The sequence below is a fragment of the Terrabacter terrigena genome (assembly GCF_042676085.1).
Taxonomy (GTDB): domain Bacteria; phylum Actinomycetota; class Actinomycetes; order Actinomycetales; family Dermatophilaceae; genus Terrabacter; species Terrabacter terrigena.
Genome location: NZ_JBHTKH010000001.1, coordinates 523,143 through 536,022, shown reverse-complemented (window position 1 = coordinate 536,022; position 12,880 = coordinate 523,143). Strand labels below are relative to the sequence as shown.

The 12,880-nt window shown below is 71.0% G+C and carries 14 protein-coding genes; 5 read left to right on the top strand and 9 right to left on the bottom strand.

All coding sequences use genetic code 11. The features are described from left to right. The first annotated feature begins 64 nt into the window (after nucleotides 1–64). Nucleotides 65–1,117 carry an NAD(P)-dependent alcohol dehydrogenase gene (locus ACFQ2V_RS02465; RefSeq protein ID WP_386050428.1) on the top strand — a complete coding sequence of 351 codons (1,053 nt, stop codon included), beginning with the start codon at nucleotides 65–67 and terminating at the stop codon, nucleotides 1,115–1,117. Nucleotides 1,118–1,201: 84 nt separating this feature from the next. Here the strand turns inward: ACFQ2V_RS02465 and ACFQ2V_RS02460 are convergent, their stop codons facing one another. The 4 genes from ACFQ2V_RS02460 to ACFQ2V_RS02445 all read right to left on the bottom strand — a co-directional run bounded on the left by ACFQ2V_RS02460 (nucleotide 1,202) and on the right by ACFQ2V_RS02445 (nucleotide 5,885). After that, a complete protein-coding gene (locus tag ACFQ2V_RS02460) occupies nucleotides 1,202–1,759 on the bottom strand; it encodes a pyridoxamine 5'-phosphate oxidase family protein (protein ID WP_386050427.1) in 558 nt (185 codons plus the stop codon). A gap of 10 nt (nucleotides 1,760–1,769) precedes the next feature. After that, complete coding sequence (glmS, locus tag ACFQ2V_RS02455; protein ID WP_386050425.1) at nucleotides 1,770–3,590, bottom strand: glutamine--fructose-6-phosphate transaminase (isomerizing); 1,821 nt, start codon at nucleotides 3,588–3,590, stop codon at nucleotides 1,770–1,772. 75 nt (nucleotides 3,591–3,665) lie between these two features. Further along, on the bottom strand, nucleotides 3,666–3,926 hold the full coding sequence (locus tag ACFQ2V_RS02450; protein ID WP_386050423.1) for a hypothetical protein: 261 nt from the start codon (nucleotides 3,924–3,926) through the stop codon (nucleotides 3,666–3,668). Between the two features lie 138 nt (nucleotides 3,927–4,064). Next, nucleotides 4,065–5,885: a DEAD/DEAH box helicase gene (locus tag ACFQ2V_RS02445; protein ID WP_386050421.1), complete on the bottom strand. Its 1,821-nt coding sequence runs from the start codon at nucleotides 5,883–5,885 to the stop codon at nucleotides 4,065–4,067. 238 nt (nucleotides 5,886–6,123) lie between these two features. Between ACFQ2V_RS02445 and ACFQ2V_RS02440 the strand changes: the two genes are divergently transcribed. Beyond that, the gene (locus ACFQ2V_RS02440; protein ID WP_386050420.1) at nucleotides 6,124–6,816 is read left to right on the top strand and encodes a ferritin-like fold-containing protein; all 693 of its coding nucleotides are present in this window, start codon (nucleotides 6,124–6,126) and stop codon (nucleotides 6,814–6,816) included. Nucleotides 6,817–6,930: 114 nt separating this feature from the next. Here the strand turns inward: ACFQ2V_RS02440 and ACFQ2V_RS02435 are convergent, their stop codons facing one another. From ACFQ2V_RS02435 to ACFQ2V_RS02420, 4 genes are all read right to left on the bottom strand, one after another. Beyond that, nucleotides 6,931–7,194, bottom strand: coding sequence for a GlsB/YeaQ/YmgE family stress response membrane protein (locus ACFQ2V_RS02435; RefSeq protein WP_386050418.1), 264 nt, complete (start codon nucleotides 7,192–7,194; stop codon nucleotides 6,931–6,933). Between the two features lie 125 nt (nucleotides 7,195–7,319). Next, a complete protein-coding gene (locus tag ACFQ2V_RS02430) occupies nucleotides 7,320–7,592 on the bottom strand; it encodes a GlsB/YeaQ/YmgE family stress response membrane protein (protein WP_386050416.1) in 273 nt (90 codons plus the stop codon). 298 nt (nucleotides 7,593–7,890) lie between these two features. After that, on the bottom strand, nucleotides 7,891–8,112 hold the full coding sequence (locus tag ACFQ2V_RS02425) for a DUF3107 domain-containing protein (protein ID WP_386050415.1): 222 nt from the start codon (nucleotides 8,110–8,112) through the stop codon (nucleotides 7,891–7,893). Nucleotides 8,113–8,168: 56 nt separating this feature from the next. Then, the gene (locus ACFQ2V_RS02420; RefSeq protein WP_386050413.1) at nucleotides 8,169–8,858 is read right to left on the bottom strand and encodes a TetR/AcrR family transcriptional regulator; all 690 of its coding nucleotides are present in this window, start codon (nucleotides 8,856–8,858) and stop codon (nucleotides 8,169–8,171) included. A gap of 102 nt (nucleotides 8,859–8,960) precedes the next feature. Between ACFQ2V_RS02420 and moeB the strand changes: the two genes are divergently transcribed. Beyond that, nucleotides 8,961–10,139: a molybdopterin-synthase adenylyltransferase MoeB gene (gene moeB / locus ACFQ2V_RS02415; protein WP_386050411.1), complete on the top strand. Its 1,179-nt coding sequence runs from the start codon at nucleotides 8,961–8,963 to the stop codon at nucleotides 10,137–10,139. 43 nt (nucleotides 10,140–10,182) lie between these two features. Continuing rightward, nucleotides 10,183–10,914, top strand: coding sequence for an MGMT family protein (locus ACFQ2V_RS02410; protein ID WP_386050409.1), 732 nt, complete (start codon nucleotides 10,183–10,185; stop codon nucleotides 10,912–10,914). Nucleotides 10,915–10,944: 30 nt separating this feature from the next. Here the strand turns inward: ACFQ2V_RS02410 and ACFQ2V_RS02405 are convergent, their stop codons facing one another. Next, complete coding sequence (locus tag ACFQ2V_RS02405; protein WP_386050408.1) at nucleotides 10,945–12,141, bottom strand: FUSC family protein; 1,197 nt, start codon at nucleotides 12,139–12,141, stop codon at nucleotides 10,945–10,947. A gap of 297 nt (nucleotides 12,142–12,438) precedes the next feature. Here ACFQ2V_RS02405 and ACFQ2V_RS02400 point away from each other — a divergent pair, with 297 nt between their 5' ends. Further along, nucleotides 12,439–12,867, top strand: a complete 429-nt coding sequence (locus ACFQ2V_RS02400) for a Fur family transcriptional regulator (protein ID WP_386050406.1) — start codon at nucleotides 12,439–12,441, stop codon at nucleotides 12,865–12,867. The last annotated feature ends 13 nt before the right edge of the window (nucleotides 12,868–12,880 follow it).

Genomic DNA, 12,880 nt, shown 5'->3' with positions numbered 1-12,880 from the left:
AACCCCGGCCCCGCGGTGCTGCACCGAGGAGTGTCGCCAACCCCCCCACGAAGGAGACCCTCTCTTGACTTCCACGCCTGCACTGGTCGCCCCGAGCGCCGGCGCCGCCTTCGAGGCGCGCACCGTCGAGCACCGCGACCTGCGTGACGACGACGTGCTCATCGACATCACGTTCGCCGGCATCTGCCACAGCGACATCCACCAGGTCCGTGAGGAGTGGGGGAGCGCGATCTTCCCCATGGTCCCGGGCCACGAGATCGCCGGCGTGGTCTCGGCCGTTGGTGACGGGGTGACCCGCCACAAGGTGGGCGACCGCGTCGGGGTCGGCTGCATGGTCGACTCGTGCGGCGAGTGCGAGTTCTGCAAGAACGGTGAGGAGCAGTTCTGCTCCAAGGGCGCCGTCATGACCTACAACGGCCGCGGCTACGACGGCGAGGCGACCAAGGGCGGTTACGCCCAGCAGGTCGTCGTCTCGGAGCGCTTCGCCGTGAAGATCCCCGACGGCCTCGAGCTCGACGTCGCGGCACCGCTCCTCTGCGCCGGCATCACCGTGTGGTCGCCGCTGAAGCGGTGGGGCGCACGCCCGGGCAAGAGGGTCGCCGTGATCGGCTTCGGTGGCCTCGGCCACATGGCCGTCAAGCTCGCCTCCGCCCTCGGCGCCGAGGTCAGCGTGCTCTCGCGCACCGACGCCAAGAAGGACGACGGCGCTGCCCTCGGCGCGACGGCATACCACGCGACCTCCGACCCCGGCGTGCTCCGAGAGCTCAAGGGCACCTTCGACCTCATCATCAACACGGTGAGCGCCGACCTGCCCATGCAGACCTACATCGGACTGCTGCGTCCCCTCGGTGTCATCGCCAACGTCGGCCTGCCCACGGGCAACTACGAGTTCGCCCCGGGTGCCGTCGTGGGCGGCAGCCGCGTCGTCGCCGGCTCGAACATCGGAGGCATACCTGCCACCCAGGAGATGCTCGACTTCTGCGCCGAGCACGGCATCGGCGCGACGGTCGAGACGATCTCCGCCGACCAGGTCGACGAGGCCTACGAGCGCGTGGTCGCCGGTGACGTGCGCTACCGCTTCGTCATCGACACCTCGACGATCGCCGTCCCCGCCTGACCGACCCCTCGGCAACACGCCGAGAAGCACGACACCCCGGGATCCGGTCCCGGGGTGTCGTGCGTTCCTCTGTGCCTTGCGGGGTCAGGCCTGGTCGAGGGCGTCGAGGGCGGGGAGGCCGTCGATCGAGACGGCGTTCTTCGTCGTCCGGTATGCCGTGAGGCCCTCCTCGCCGCGGTTGTCGGCCCACTGCGTCAGAAGGTCACGGTCGGCGTCGTGGCGCATGAGCGGCACGGCATACCCGCAGGAGGCCGACACGCGCTCGACGTCGACCACCACGACGCCCCGAGTGCCGGGGTGTCCCGCGAAAAGGTCACGGTACGAAGCGAACTCGGGGTCGGTCAGCGCCAGGAAACGACCCGATCCGTGCAACCGCACGATGTTGGGAGGGCCTTCGAAGGCGCAGAACATCAGCGTGATGCGGCCGTTCTCCCGCAGGTGGGCGACGGTCTCGGCGCCGCTACCGGTGAGGTCGAGGTAGGCGACGGTGTGCTCGTCGAGCACGACGAAGGTGCCGTCCAGGCCCTTCGGCGAGAGGTTCACGTGACCGTCGGCTGCGAGCGGGGCCGTCGCGACGAAGAAGACGTGCTGTGCCTCGATGAACTCGCGCAGCCGACCCTCGATGCGCTCATGCAGCTTCATGCGTGGCTCCTCACTCGACGGTGACCGACTTCGCCAGATTACGAGGCTTGTCGATGTCGAGGCCGAGGGAGACCGCTGCGTGGTACGCCAGCAGCTGCATGGGGATCATGAGCAGGATCGGGTCGAGCTCCGTCTCGTTGCGTGGCACGTCGATGCGCCGCGCGCCCACCTCGCCGAGGTCGACCGAGGGGTGCGTCACTGCGACGACCCGGCCGCCACGGGCCATGACCTGCTCGGCCGCCGCCAGGTTGCGCGAGGTCAGGTCGTCCGCGGGGATCACCGCCACGGTCGGGCGGGAGGGCTCGATGAGGGCCAGCGGCCCGTGCTTGAGCTCGCTCGTCTGGTAGGCCTCGGCGTGCCGGTACGAGATCTCCTTGAACTTCTGGGCACCCTCGCGGGCCACGGGGAACCCGCGAACGCGACCGATGAAGAACAGGCTCTCGGCGGCCGAGAGCTCGCGGGCGATGTCGGAGATGGAGTCCTCCTGGCCGAGCACCTGCGCGATATCGGCGGGCAGCCGCTCCAGGCCCGCGATGATGCGCTGGCCGTCGGCCACCGACAGGTCGCGCACACGGCCGAGCAGCAGGGCCAGCAGGGCGAACCCGACGCCCATGTGGGTGAGCGCCTTCGTCGACGCGACGGCGATCTCGGGACCGGCGTGCAGGTAGATGCCGCCGTCGCACTCGCGCGCGATCGTCGAGCCGACGACGTTGACGAGCCCCACGACCTGGCCGCCCTTGCGCTTGATCTCGCGCACGGCGAAGGCGGTGTCGGCGGTCTCGCCGGACTGGCTGACGGCCACGTAGAGGGTGTCGGGCTCGATGATCGGGTTGCGGTAGCGGAACTCGCTGGCCGCCTCGGCGTGCGCCGGGATGCGCGCCAGCTCCTCGATCATCAGGGCGCCGAGCTCGCCCACGTAGTAGGCCGACCCGCAGCCGAGGATCTTGACGCGTCGGAAGGCCCGCAGGTCGCGCGGGGAGAGGTTGAGCCCGTCGAGGCGAGCGGTGCCGAAGCGGGTGTCGAGCCGGCCACGCAGCATGCGGGCCACGGTCTCGGGCTGCTCCGCGATCTCCTTGGCCATGAAGTGCCCGTGGCCGCCGAGCTCGACGTCCTCGTCGCTGGTCTCGATCGTCGTCGGCTCCCGTCCGGTGTCGGGGGTCTCGCGGGTGAAGGTGCGGTAGCCGCGCGAGGTGACGACCGCCAGCTCGCCGTCGTCGAGGTGGACCACCGACGAGGTGTGCCTGACGAGGGCCGCGACGTCCGAGGCGACGAACATCTCGCGCTCGCCGACCCCGATGATGAGTGGCGAGCCGTTGCGGGCGACGACCACGCGGTCGGGGGCCTCCGCGTCGAGGACGGCGATCGCGTACGTCCCGACGACCTGCTCGAGCGACTCCAGCACGCGCTCCTCCAGCTCAGGAGCGGTGGAGCGCGCGACGAGGTGCGCGATGACCTCGGTGTCGGTGTCGGACGTGAACGTCACGCCCTCGCGGGAGAGCCGGTCGCGCAGGGCGGCGGCGTTGTCGATGATGCCGTTGTGCACGACGCTCACCCGCCCGTCCCCGCTGGTGTGAGGGTGGGCGTTGGCCTCGGTCGCCGGACCGTGGGTGGCCCAGCGCGTGTGGCCGATCCCGACGGTCCCGGCGAGGCGCTTGGGCAACGCGGCCTCGAGCTCGCGCACACGACCGACCCGCCGTACGACGGTCTGGCCGTGAGGGCCGGCCACGCTGATGCCGGCGGAGTCGTAGCCGCGGTACTCGAGCCTCGTCAGGCCCTCGACGAGGATCGGGGCGGCGGGCTGGCGCCCGACATATCCGACGATGCCGCACATGGGTGACCTCCTGGTCGGGTTGGGGTGGTGGCGTGTGGGCTGCCCACCGCTTCAGCGGGTCGGGTCGCCGCGGGGTCAGCCGTAGATGATGCGGCGCAGCTGCCGCTCGCTCAGCTCGGGCGCGGCGACGAGGCGCTCGCCCAGCTCGGCCGCGATGGCGCGGTAGATCTCGGGGTTGCGGGTGCCGTGCAGCTGCAGCCGGGCGTGCCGACGACGCACGTACTCCTCGACCGGTTGGCGGTAGTGCGCGAGGACGTCGCCGACGACGCGGGCCGCCTCGCCCTCGGACAGGCCGGTCGAGCTGGCCACGTGGGCGACGAGATCGGGGTCGGGCACCGCTCGATCATGGATCACGATCTCGCTGAATGCCAAGAATCTGCCCGGATTCGGGCAGATCGGCCCGGTGGCTACGCAAAGGGCCGCGACCACCGGGTTGGTGGACGCGGCCCTGTCGACGAGCTGGACAGGCGAAGCTCAGTCGGTGCCGGCCTCGCCGGTCGTGCCCGTCGTGGTCGTGGTGGCCGTCGCGGTCTCGCCGGAGCGGCCCGAGCCTCCGCGACGGCGGCGGCGCGGAGGACGCGTCTGGCCCTCGCCCGACGTCGACTCGGCCGACCCGCCTGCGGGGGCCGAGGACTCGGTGCCGTTGGCACCCGCCGCACCGGCGGCCGCGGCACCCGCCCCGCGCGTACGCCTGCGGTTGCGGCTACGACGTGGGCGGCTCTCGGCGCCCTCCGACGAGCCGCCGGCCTCGGTGCCGTGACGGCCCTGGGGCTCACCCGAGCGGGAACGGCCGCGCTCACCGCCACGCTCACCGCCACGCTCACCGCCACGCTCACCGCGATCGCCGCGGCCTCCGCCGTGACCCCCGCCGGCGCGGCCGTGGCGCTTGCCGGTCTCCCCGAGGTCCTCGATCTCCTCGGCCTCGAGGCCGGCGAGCTTCTGCTGGGACCTGCGCAGGTAGCCCTTGGCGTCGGTCGGGATGTCGAGGTCCGAGTACAGGTGGTCGGAGCTGGAGTAGGTTTCCTGCGGCTCGGGGATGCCGAGGTCGAGCGTCTTGTTGATGAGCGCCCAGCGGTGCAGGTCGTCCCAGTCGACGAAGGTCACTGCGACGCCGGTGTTGCCGGCACGAGCCGTGCGACCGATGCGGTGCAGGTAGGTCTTCTCGTCCTCGGGGCACTGGTAGTTGATGACGTGCGTGACGTTCTCGACGTCGATGCCACGGGCCGCGACGTCGGTGGCGACGAGGATGTCGACCTTGCCGTTGCGGAACGCGCGCAGCGCCTGCTCGCGGGCGCCCTGGCCGAGGTCGCCGTGGATCGCTGCGGCCGCGAAGCCGCGCTCGACGAGCTCGTCGGCCACCTTGGCGGCCGTGCGCTTCGTGCGGCTGAAGATGATGGTCAGGCCGCGCTCCTTCGCCTGCAGCATGCGCGACAGCATCTCGACCTTGTCGAGGGCGTGCGCGCGGTAGACGAACTGCTCGACGGCCTTGACGGTGTGGGCGTTCTCGCTGTCGTCGCCCATGGCGCGGATGTGCGTCGGCTGGGACATGTAGCGCCGGGCGAGGGCGACGATCGCACCCGGCATCGTGGCCGAGAACAGCATCGTCTGGCGCGAGGCGGGGGTCAGCGACATGAGGGTCTCGACGTCGGGCAGGAAGCCGAGGTCGAGCATCTCGTCGGCCTCGTCGAGCACGACGGTGCGCGCCTGCGAGAGGTCGAGGTGACCCTGCTTCGAGAGGTCGATGAGACGTCCGGGGGTGCCGACGACGACCTCGACGCCGGCCTTGAGGGCCTCGATCTGCGGCTCGTAGGCGCGGCCCCCGTAGACGGTGAGCACGCGGATGCCGCGCTTCCGGCCGGCCCGCTCGAGGTCACCGGCCACCTGCACGGCGAGCTCGCGGGTGGGGGCCACCGCGAGGGCCTGCGGCTTGCCGGGTCTCGTCAGCGCGTCGAAGCCGTCGTCGCCGGGGGCGACGACGCGGTTGAGGATCGGCACGCCGAAGCCGAGGGTCTTGCCGGTGCCGGTCTTGGCCTGGCCGATGATGTCGTGGCCGGAGAGGGCCACGGGAAGGGTCATCGCCTGGATCGGGAACGGCGTCGTGATGCCGGCCTCGGCCAGGGCGGCCACGATGTCGGGGTGGACGTCGAAGTCGGCGAACGACGGCGCCGGGGCGGCCGGCTCGGCGGGGGCCTCGGCGAGCACCTCGGCCGTGGTCTCGGGGGAGGCGTCGGCGATCGTCTCGGGCGCGTCCGTGGTGACCTCCGCGTCGGCGGGGGTCTCGTGGGGCTGGGTCATGGGCATCTCTCGATCGGCACGAGCACCCCGTGGACGGGAGCTCAGTGGCGCGTGACGGGCCGATCGGAGACTGTCAGGACGGCGGGTGGCTCTCGCATCTGGGCGGGCTCCACCGGTGCGCGGGGAGTCCGCGAGCACCATCTGGGCAAACCATCGGGCCGACCGGGCACCGAGTTGTCCCGCCCACTCTACCGGCACCCGGGGTGAAGGCCCGAAACCAATCACTACATTTGGGCGCATGAGTGACGACGCGACGCCCGAACGCACGGATGAGCCCGGCTACCTCGCGGCGGTCACCGACCTGCTCGGGGCGCTGGCCTACGGCGAGCTGCGGGCCTTCAGCCAGCTCGCGAAGGACGCCGAGCTTGCCCCGACGCTGCGCCACAAGTCAGCGCTCGCGACCCTGGCCGCGCACGAGCTGCGGAACTACTCGGTCCTCACCGAGCGCCTCCAGTCGCTGGGCGTCGAGCCCGAGACGGCGATGGAACCGTTCGTGCCGGCCGTCGACGCCTTCCACGAGCGCACGAGCGCGTCCGACTGGCTCGAGGGGCTCGTCAAGGCGTACGTGGGCGAGGGCATCGCCCAGGACTTCTACCGCGAGATCGCACGCTACGTCGACGAGGACACCCGCACGCTCGTCGTCAGCGTGCTCGAGGACACGGGCCAGGCGGAGTTCGCCGTGAAGGTCGTGCGTGAGGCGATCGCGGCCGATCCTCGGCTGGCCGGGCGCCTCGCCCTCTGGGGCCGCCGGCTCGTCGGCGAGGCGATCACCCAGGCGCAACGGGTCGGCGTCGAGCGCGACGCGCTCGCGAGCATCCTCGTGGGCGCCCCCGGGCGCGCCGGTGCAGACCTCGCCGAGCTCGGCCGCATGTTCGCCAGGCTCACCGACGAGCACTCGCGCCGCATGCAGAGCCTCGGCCTCTCGGCCTGAGGGCGTATGCCGCACTGCCGCACTCCTGACCGACGTGCCCGAGCCGCACGCTGCCGGCACACGACGAAAGGGGCCCGACCAATGCGGTCGGGCCCCTCCGTTCTCGGGTCTGCGTCAGACGGACTTGCTGGTCATGCGGCCGTAGACGACGATCAGGATCGCCGCGACGATGGCGCCCAGGATGAGCGGGATCCACGCGATCCCGCCGTTGTTGGCGTAGCCGATCTGGCGGACCACGAGGGTGACGATGACGTTGGCGACGATGCCGATGAGGATCGTCACGATGATGGAGATGTTCTGCTTGCCGGGCAGGATGAGCCGCCCGAGCGCGCCGATGATGGCGCCCACGATGATTGCTCCGACGATGGTGCCGATCATGTTTCACAGCTCCTCTTCTGACCACCTGGGTGGTCGATTGGTCCGCGGCGCGGACGTCACTGCAACGAGTTCAATGTCCCACCCCGTGGGGCTGGAGTGGTGGATGTGGCCGTCACATTTGGGTGTCAGCGGGTCTGGCGGTTGCCGGTGACCATGCCGTAGCCGACGATGAGGGCCGCCGCGACGACGACGCCGATCAGACCCGAGATCCAGTCGATGCCCTTGGTGTCACTGACACCGGTCGCCTTGTAGTAGATGAAGGCGCCGATGAGGGAGCCGAGGGCCCCGAGGATCACGGTGAGCAGGACACCCATGTTCTGCTTGCCGGGCAGGACCAGCCGGGCGAGCGGGCCCACGATCGCTCCCGCGACGAGCGCCATCAGGATGGTTCCGATCATGACTTCGCGTTCCTCCTTCGGTGCCCGGCGCGCGGGCGACGGCGCCCGGTGGCCCCGGCACGCTCTCACCCAACCTCTTACCCGGGACGTATGGATGTCCCACAGGGTTCTGGCGCCTGAAGACCGGGAGTCCGGGAGGGGACGCAGAAGGCCGCCGACCTGGTGGTCTGCGGCCTTCTGCGCTGACGGTGAGGCAACCGGATCCCTTGCGGGAGCGCGCTGCTCGTGCGGACCCGTGAGCGGCGGCGTCGAGCGAGAGCTGTCAGCGCGGCATGTCGCGGGGCTCTCGGTCTGGTCGTCAGTGGGCGCCGAAGCCGACGCCCGCCTTGCGCTCTGCCCCGGTCGTGACGTAGCCGATCGATGCGGACGGGACGATGATGCGCCCACCCTTGTCGTCGGTCAGCTCGAGCACGTCGGACCCCAGCGCCGCCTTGACGGCGGAGAAGATCTCGTCAGTCGACTGCGTCGTCTCGAAGGTGATCTCGCGTGCCACGTTCTGCACGCCGATGCGGACCTCCACGTCAAACCTGCTTTCTGAGTTCGTGTGGACGCGGTCGACCGCGTCCCGTCGTCACCTTAACCAGCCGTCGTGCCGACGGATTCCCTGGCCGTTTCGCTCGGCCTGTCGGCGTCGGCCCGGCCGTCGGCCTTGCCGACCGCTGGGAACGCGCCGAAGCCGCGGCGGATGAGGGCTGCGGTGATGCGCACCGCGGTCTCCTTCGAGAGGGTCGCCTCGTGCGTCAGCCAGTGGCGTGCGGAGGTCTGCGCCAGACCGACGAAGGCGACGCCGACGAGGACCGCCTCCTCCTGGTCCATGGACGTCTCGCTGCGGATGATCTCGGCCATCGCCTCCGCGCACGTGAGGTCGATCTGGTCGAGCCTCTTGCGGACCTCGGGCTCGTTGGCGAGGTCGGACTCGAAGATGAGCCGGAAGGCCGCGCCCTCCTGGCCGACGAAGTCGAAGTACGCGCGGGTCATCGTGTTGATGCGCGCCTTGTTGTCGGGGAGCGTCAGGGCGTCGCGGACGAGCTGCTCGAGCTCGCCGGTGTGCTGGTCGATGAGCGCGAGGTAGAGCTCGAGCTTGCCCGGGAAGTGCTGGTAGAGAACGGGCTTGGAGACACCGGCGCGCGCGGCGATGTCGTCCATGGCGGCCGCGTGGTAGCCGTTCTCGACGAACACGCCGAGCGCGGCGTCAAGCAGCTGGGCACGCCGCTCCGAACGGGGCAGCCGCTGGCCGCGGCCCGGCGGGGTCATGTCGTCTGCCATGCGGGTCCTCTTCGCATCTGCGTGTGTCTGTGGTGCCTGTTCGCCGCCCGCCGAGGCGGACGACCGTGTCCGTCTCACCATACCGAGCAGTACGGTGATGGCATGTCGACGGATCCGCTGGTCAAGACGGGTCGGCCGCTGTCCAGGGCGGAGACGACGAGGTACGCGAGGCACGTGCTCCTCCCCGATGTGGGGCGCGACGGGCAGGAGCGGCTGTCGGCAGGGCGGGTGCTCGTCGTCGGTGCCGGCGGTCTGGGGTCGCCCGCACTGCTCTACCTCGCGGCGGCGGGGGTGGGCACGATCGGCGTCGTCGACGCCGACGTCGTCGACCTGACGAACCTCCACCGGCAGGTCATCCACTCCGACGCAGACATCGGCAGGCCCAAGACCGAGTCGGCCGAGGCTGCCGTCCACCGCGTCAACCCGCACGTCACCGTCGTGCGCCACGACGTCGCCCTCGACTCGTCCAACGCGCTAGAGATCATCGGCGGCTACGACCTCGTCGTCGACGGAACCGACAACTTCCCGACGCGCTACCTCGTCAACGACGCCTGCGTCATGCTCGGCAAGCCGCACGTCTGGGGGTCGATCCTGCGCTTCGACGGGCAGGTCTCGGTGTGGTGGGCCGGCCATGGCCCCTGCTACCGCTGCGTCTTCCCCGACCCGCCGCCACCCGGATCCGTACCGAGCTGCGCCGAGGGTGGCGTCCTCGGCGTCCTGTGCGCCGCCATCGGCTCGGTCCAGTCGACCGAGGCGATCAAGCTTCTCCTCGGCATCGGCGAGCCGCTCGTCGGACGGCTCGTGGTGCATGACGCGCTGCGCCAGACGTGGGACACCCTCACCGTCCGCGCCGACCCCGAGTGCCCGGTGTGCGGCGAGGCGCCCACGCTCACCGAGCTCATCGACTACGTCGAGTTCTGCGGCGTGCCCGGCGCCGCCGCCCACGACGAGGGCGACCTGCCGACCGTCACCGTGCGGGAGATGGCAGCCGAGCTCGAGGCCGCCGACCCGCCCCTGCTCGTCGACGTGCGTGGCGACGAGGAGCGCGCCATCGCGAGCATCCCCGGTGCCGTCCCGATCCACCTCGACCGCTTCAGGTCGGGGGAGGCGTTCAACGAGCTGCCTTCCGACAGAAGGGTGCTCATCCACTGCAAGGTCGGTGGACGCTCCGCCGAGGCGACCAGGCTCGCCCTGCGCGCGGGGCTGACCGACGTCGCCAACGTCGAGGGCGGCATACTCGCGTACCTGCGGGAGATCGACCCGAGCCAGCCCGAGTACTGAGCCACCCGCGTACGCCATCAGCACCGACCGCGAGAGGACGCCCGTGCCGCTTGAGGACCACGCCGAGCGCGTGCTCGACCTCGTCGCAAAGATCCCCGAGGGGCGTGTGCTGGCGTACGGCGACATCGCGAAACGCCTTGGTGGCATGGGTCCTCGGACGGTCGGCACAGTGATGAGCCGCTACGGCTCCGACGTGCCGTGGTGGCGCGTCATCCGCTCCGACGGCCGCCCGCCGCAGGGGCTCGAGGACGAGGCGGTCGGGCACTGGCGGGCCGAGGGCACCCCCCTGGTCCGTGGGCTCGTCGACGGCGGCCGGGCCGACATGGACCGGGCGCGGTGGGACTTCGGGGGAGTGGCCGCTGGACCCGGTGCGGGTGGCCCGCGTGGCTGCCTCCACCACGTGGAGATCTGGGTCGACGACATCGCCGCCGCCGGTCGCGAGTGGGGCTGGCTGCTCAGCCGGCTCGGCTACCACCTCGGCGACGACTGGGGCCACGGCCAGGCGTGGGAGCTCGGGTCGCTCTACGTCGTGCTAGAGGCCGGTCCCGACGTCGTGGCCGGTCGCCACGAACGCACCCGTGCCGGCCTGAACCACCTTGCCTTCCATGGTGGCTCGCGTGCCGAGGTCGATGCACTCGTCGAGGCCTGCGGCGACGGGGGGTGGAGCCTGATGTTCGCCGAGAAGCACCCGTACGCCGGTGGTCCGCAGCACTATGCTGCCTACCTGGAGAGCGGCGAGGGCTTCGAGGTCGAGGTCGTCGCGACCCACGAGTAGGTCCGGTGGAGTGGTCTCGCCGGCTGCCCGTCATCGCGTGTCGCGTCGGTTGCGCCGCCTACCGCGGCCCGGCTGGAGCCCGCGGGGGTAGGGGCGATCCGGGTGGGGGAGGGCGTCGTGGACGATTCGGGGCAGCTGCGCGAGCGGACGACGTTGCTGCGCCTCCTTCCACTGCTGGTGCACGCGGGCACGGTCCTCGAGGTCGAGCCGCGCCAGCACCTGCTCGACTGCGGCGAGGACGGAACCGCGCAGGAGCCACGAGGTGTCCTCCCTGGCCCGCACGAGGATGAGCTCGGTGAGGATGGCCTGGGTCTCGCGGAGGATGTCGAGGCTCTCGGCCAGCGCCTTCTCGGTGTCCTGCTCCCGACCCTCCGACTCGGCGATGACGAAACCGCCGAACGCGCGCAGGCAGTCGGCGCTGTCGTGCAGGACCACGGCGAACGCCGAGCGCAGCTCGTCACCGTACGGGTCCTCGGGGGCACCCTGGGGTGGCAGCTCCGCGAGCAGGAGGGTGAAGAGGGCGCGGATGGCGAGCAGGCACTGCTCGAAGGTGTCCAGCGCCGAGGCCAGGACGGGCTCCACGTCGACGGTGCCCAGGGCCCGCGGGTTGAAGCGACGGCTCTCCCTCAGGTGGCCGATCGTCTCGGTGGCTCGGGCGACCTCTCGGTTCGCCGAGCGGACCCGGTCGACCCAGGCTGCGACCTGCTCCCGGGTCACCGGGCCCCTCTCGAGGGCCTCGGCCGCCTGGTCGAGTGCGGAGGCCGCCACCTCGACGACGCGCAGCAGGGCCTGTCTGGCCGGACCGATCGGCATGGCCGGCGGGTACACGAGGTTGAAGGCCACCCCGACAGCGGCACCGATGAGCGTGTTGAGGATGCGGGTCTCGGAGGCGACGTCGTGGTTGCTCACCCCGAGGATCAGCATGGCGCTGATGGGCGTCTCGAGCGCCTGCTCGCCGAGGCGCAGCACCTTGGCCAGCAGCAGGGATGCAGCGATGGCGGCAGCGAGGCTCCACCACGTCAGGCCGATCCAGGTCGACAGGAGGGTGGCGACGAGGATGCCCGACAGCACCGCGCCGACCCGGACAGCGCTCATCTTGATCGTCGAGAAGGCCGAGGCCTGCACGACGAGCAGCGCCGTGAGGGGGCCGGTCAGGTCGGGGGTGCCGGGGGTGATCACCTGCGAGAGCACGTAGGCCGCCACTGCTGCGGCAGTGAGGCGGAACACCGTCCCGAGCGTGGGGCGCAGCCGGGCCGGCACCTCCTGCCACGTCTCCGGGTGGCCGGGCCAGGCCCACCCGGACAGACGGCGCCGCCGGGACACTCGGCCGCCGGTCTCTGGTGACATCCGCTGCCCCCGGATCTGCGATGTGGTCACGGGTCTGGTCGGGGCGGTCCCACTCGGCCGGCCCCTCGCATCGTACGAGACGGCGCGTCACGTCCACCGACACCACGTCGACGGACGGTCGACGCCGCGTCGACCACAAGACTTGATTTGTTCAAGAAAACTCGAAAGACTCGATGCATGCCCGGAACCGACGTCGAAGCGCTGCTGCGCGGGTCCAGCCTGCGCGTCACGCGTCAACGCGTCGCGGTCCTCGAGCTTCTGAGCGAGCACCCCCACGCCGACACCGACTCGGTGATCCGCCGCGTCCGCGAGTCCGCGGGCGACATCTCGCACCAGGCCGTCTACGACGTGCTGCGCGCCCTCACCGACGCCGGTCTGCTGCGCCGCATCCAGCCTGCCGGCTCGGTCGCACGCTACGAGGTGCGTGTCGGTGACAACCACCACCACGTCGTGTGCCGCTCGTGCGGTGCCATCGCCGACGTCGACTGCGCCGTCGGCGACGCCCCGTGCCTCATGGCCTCCGACGACCACGGCTTCGTCATCGACCAAGCCGAGGTGACCTACTGGGGCACCTGCCCCGACTGCTCGACTGCCCGTATTGCCTGAAGTGACAACGATG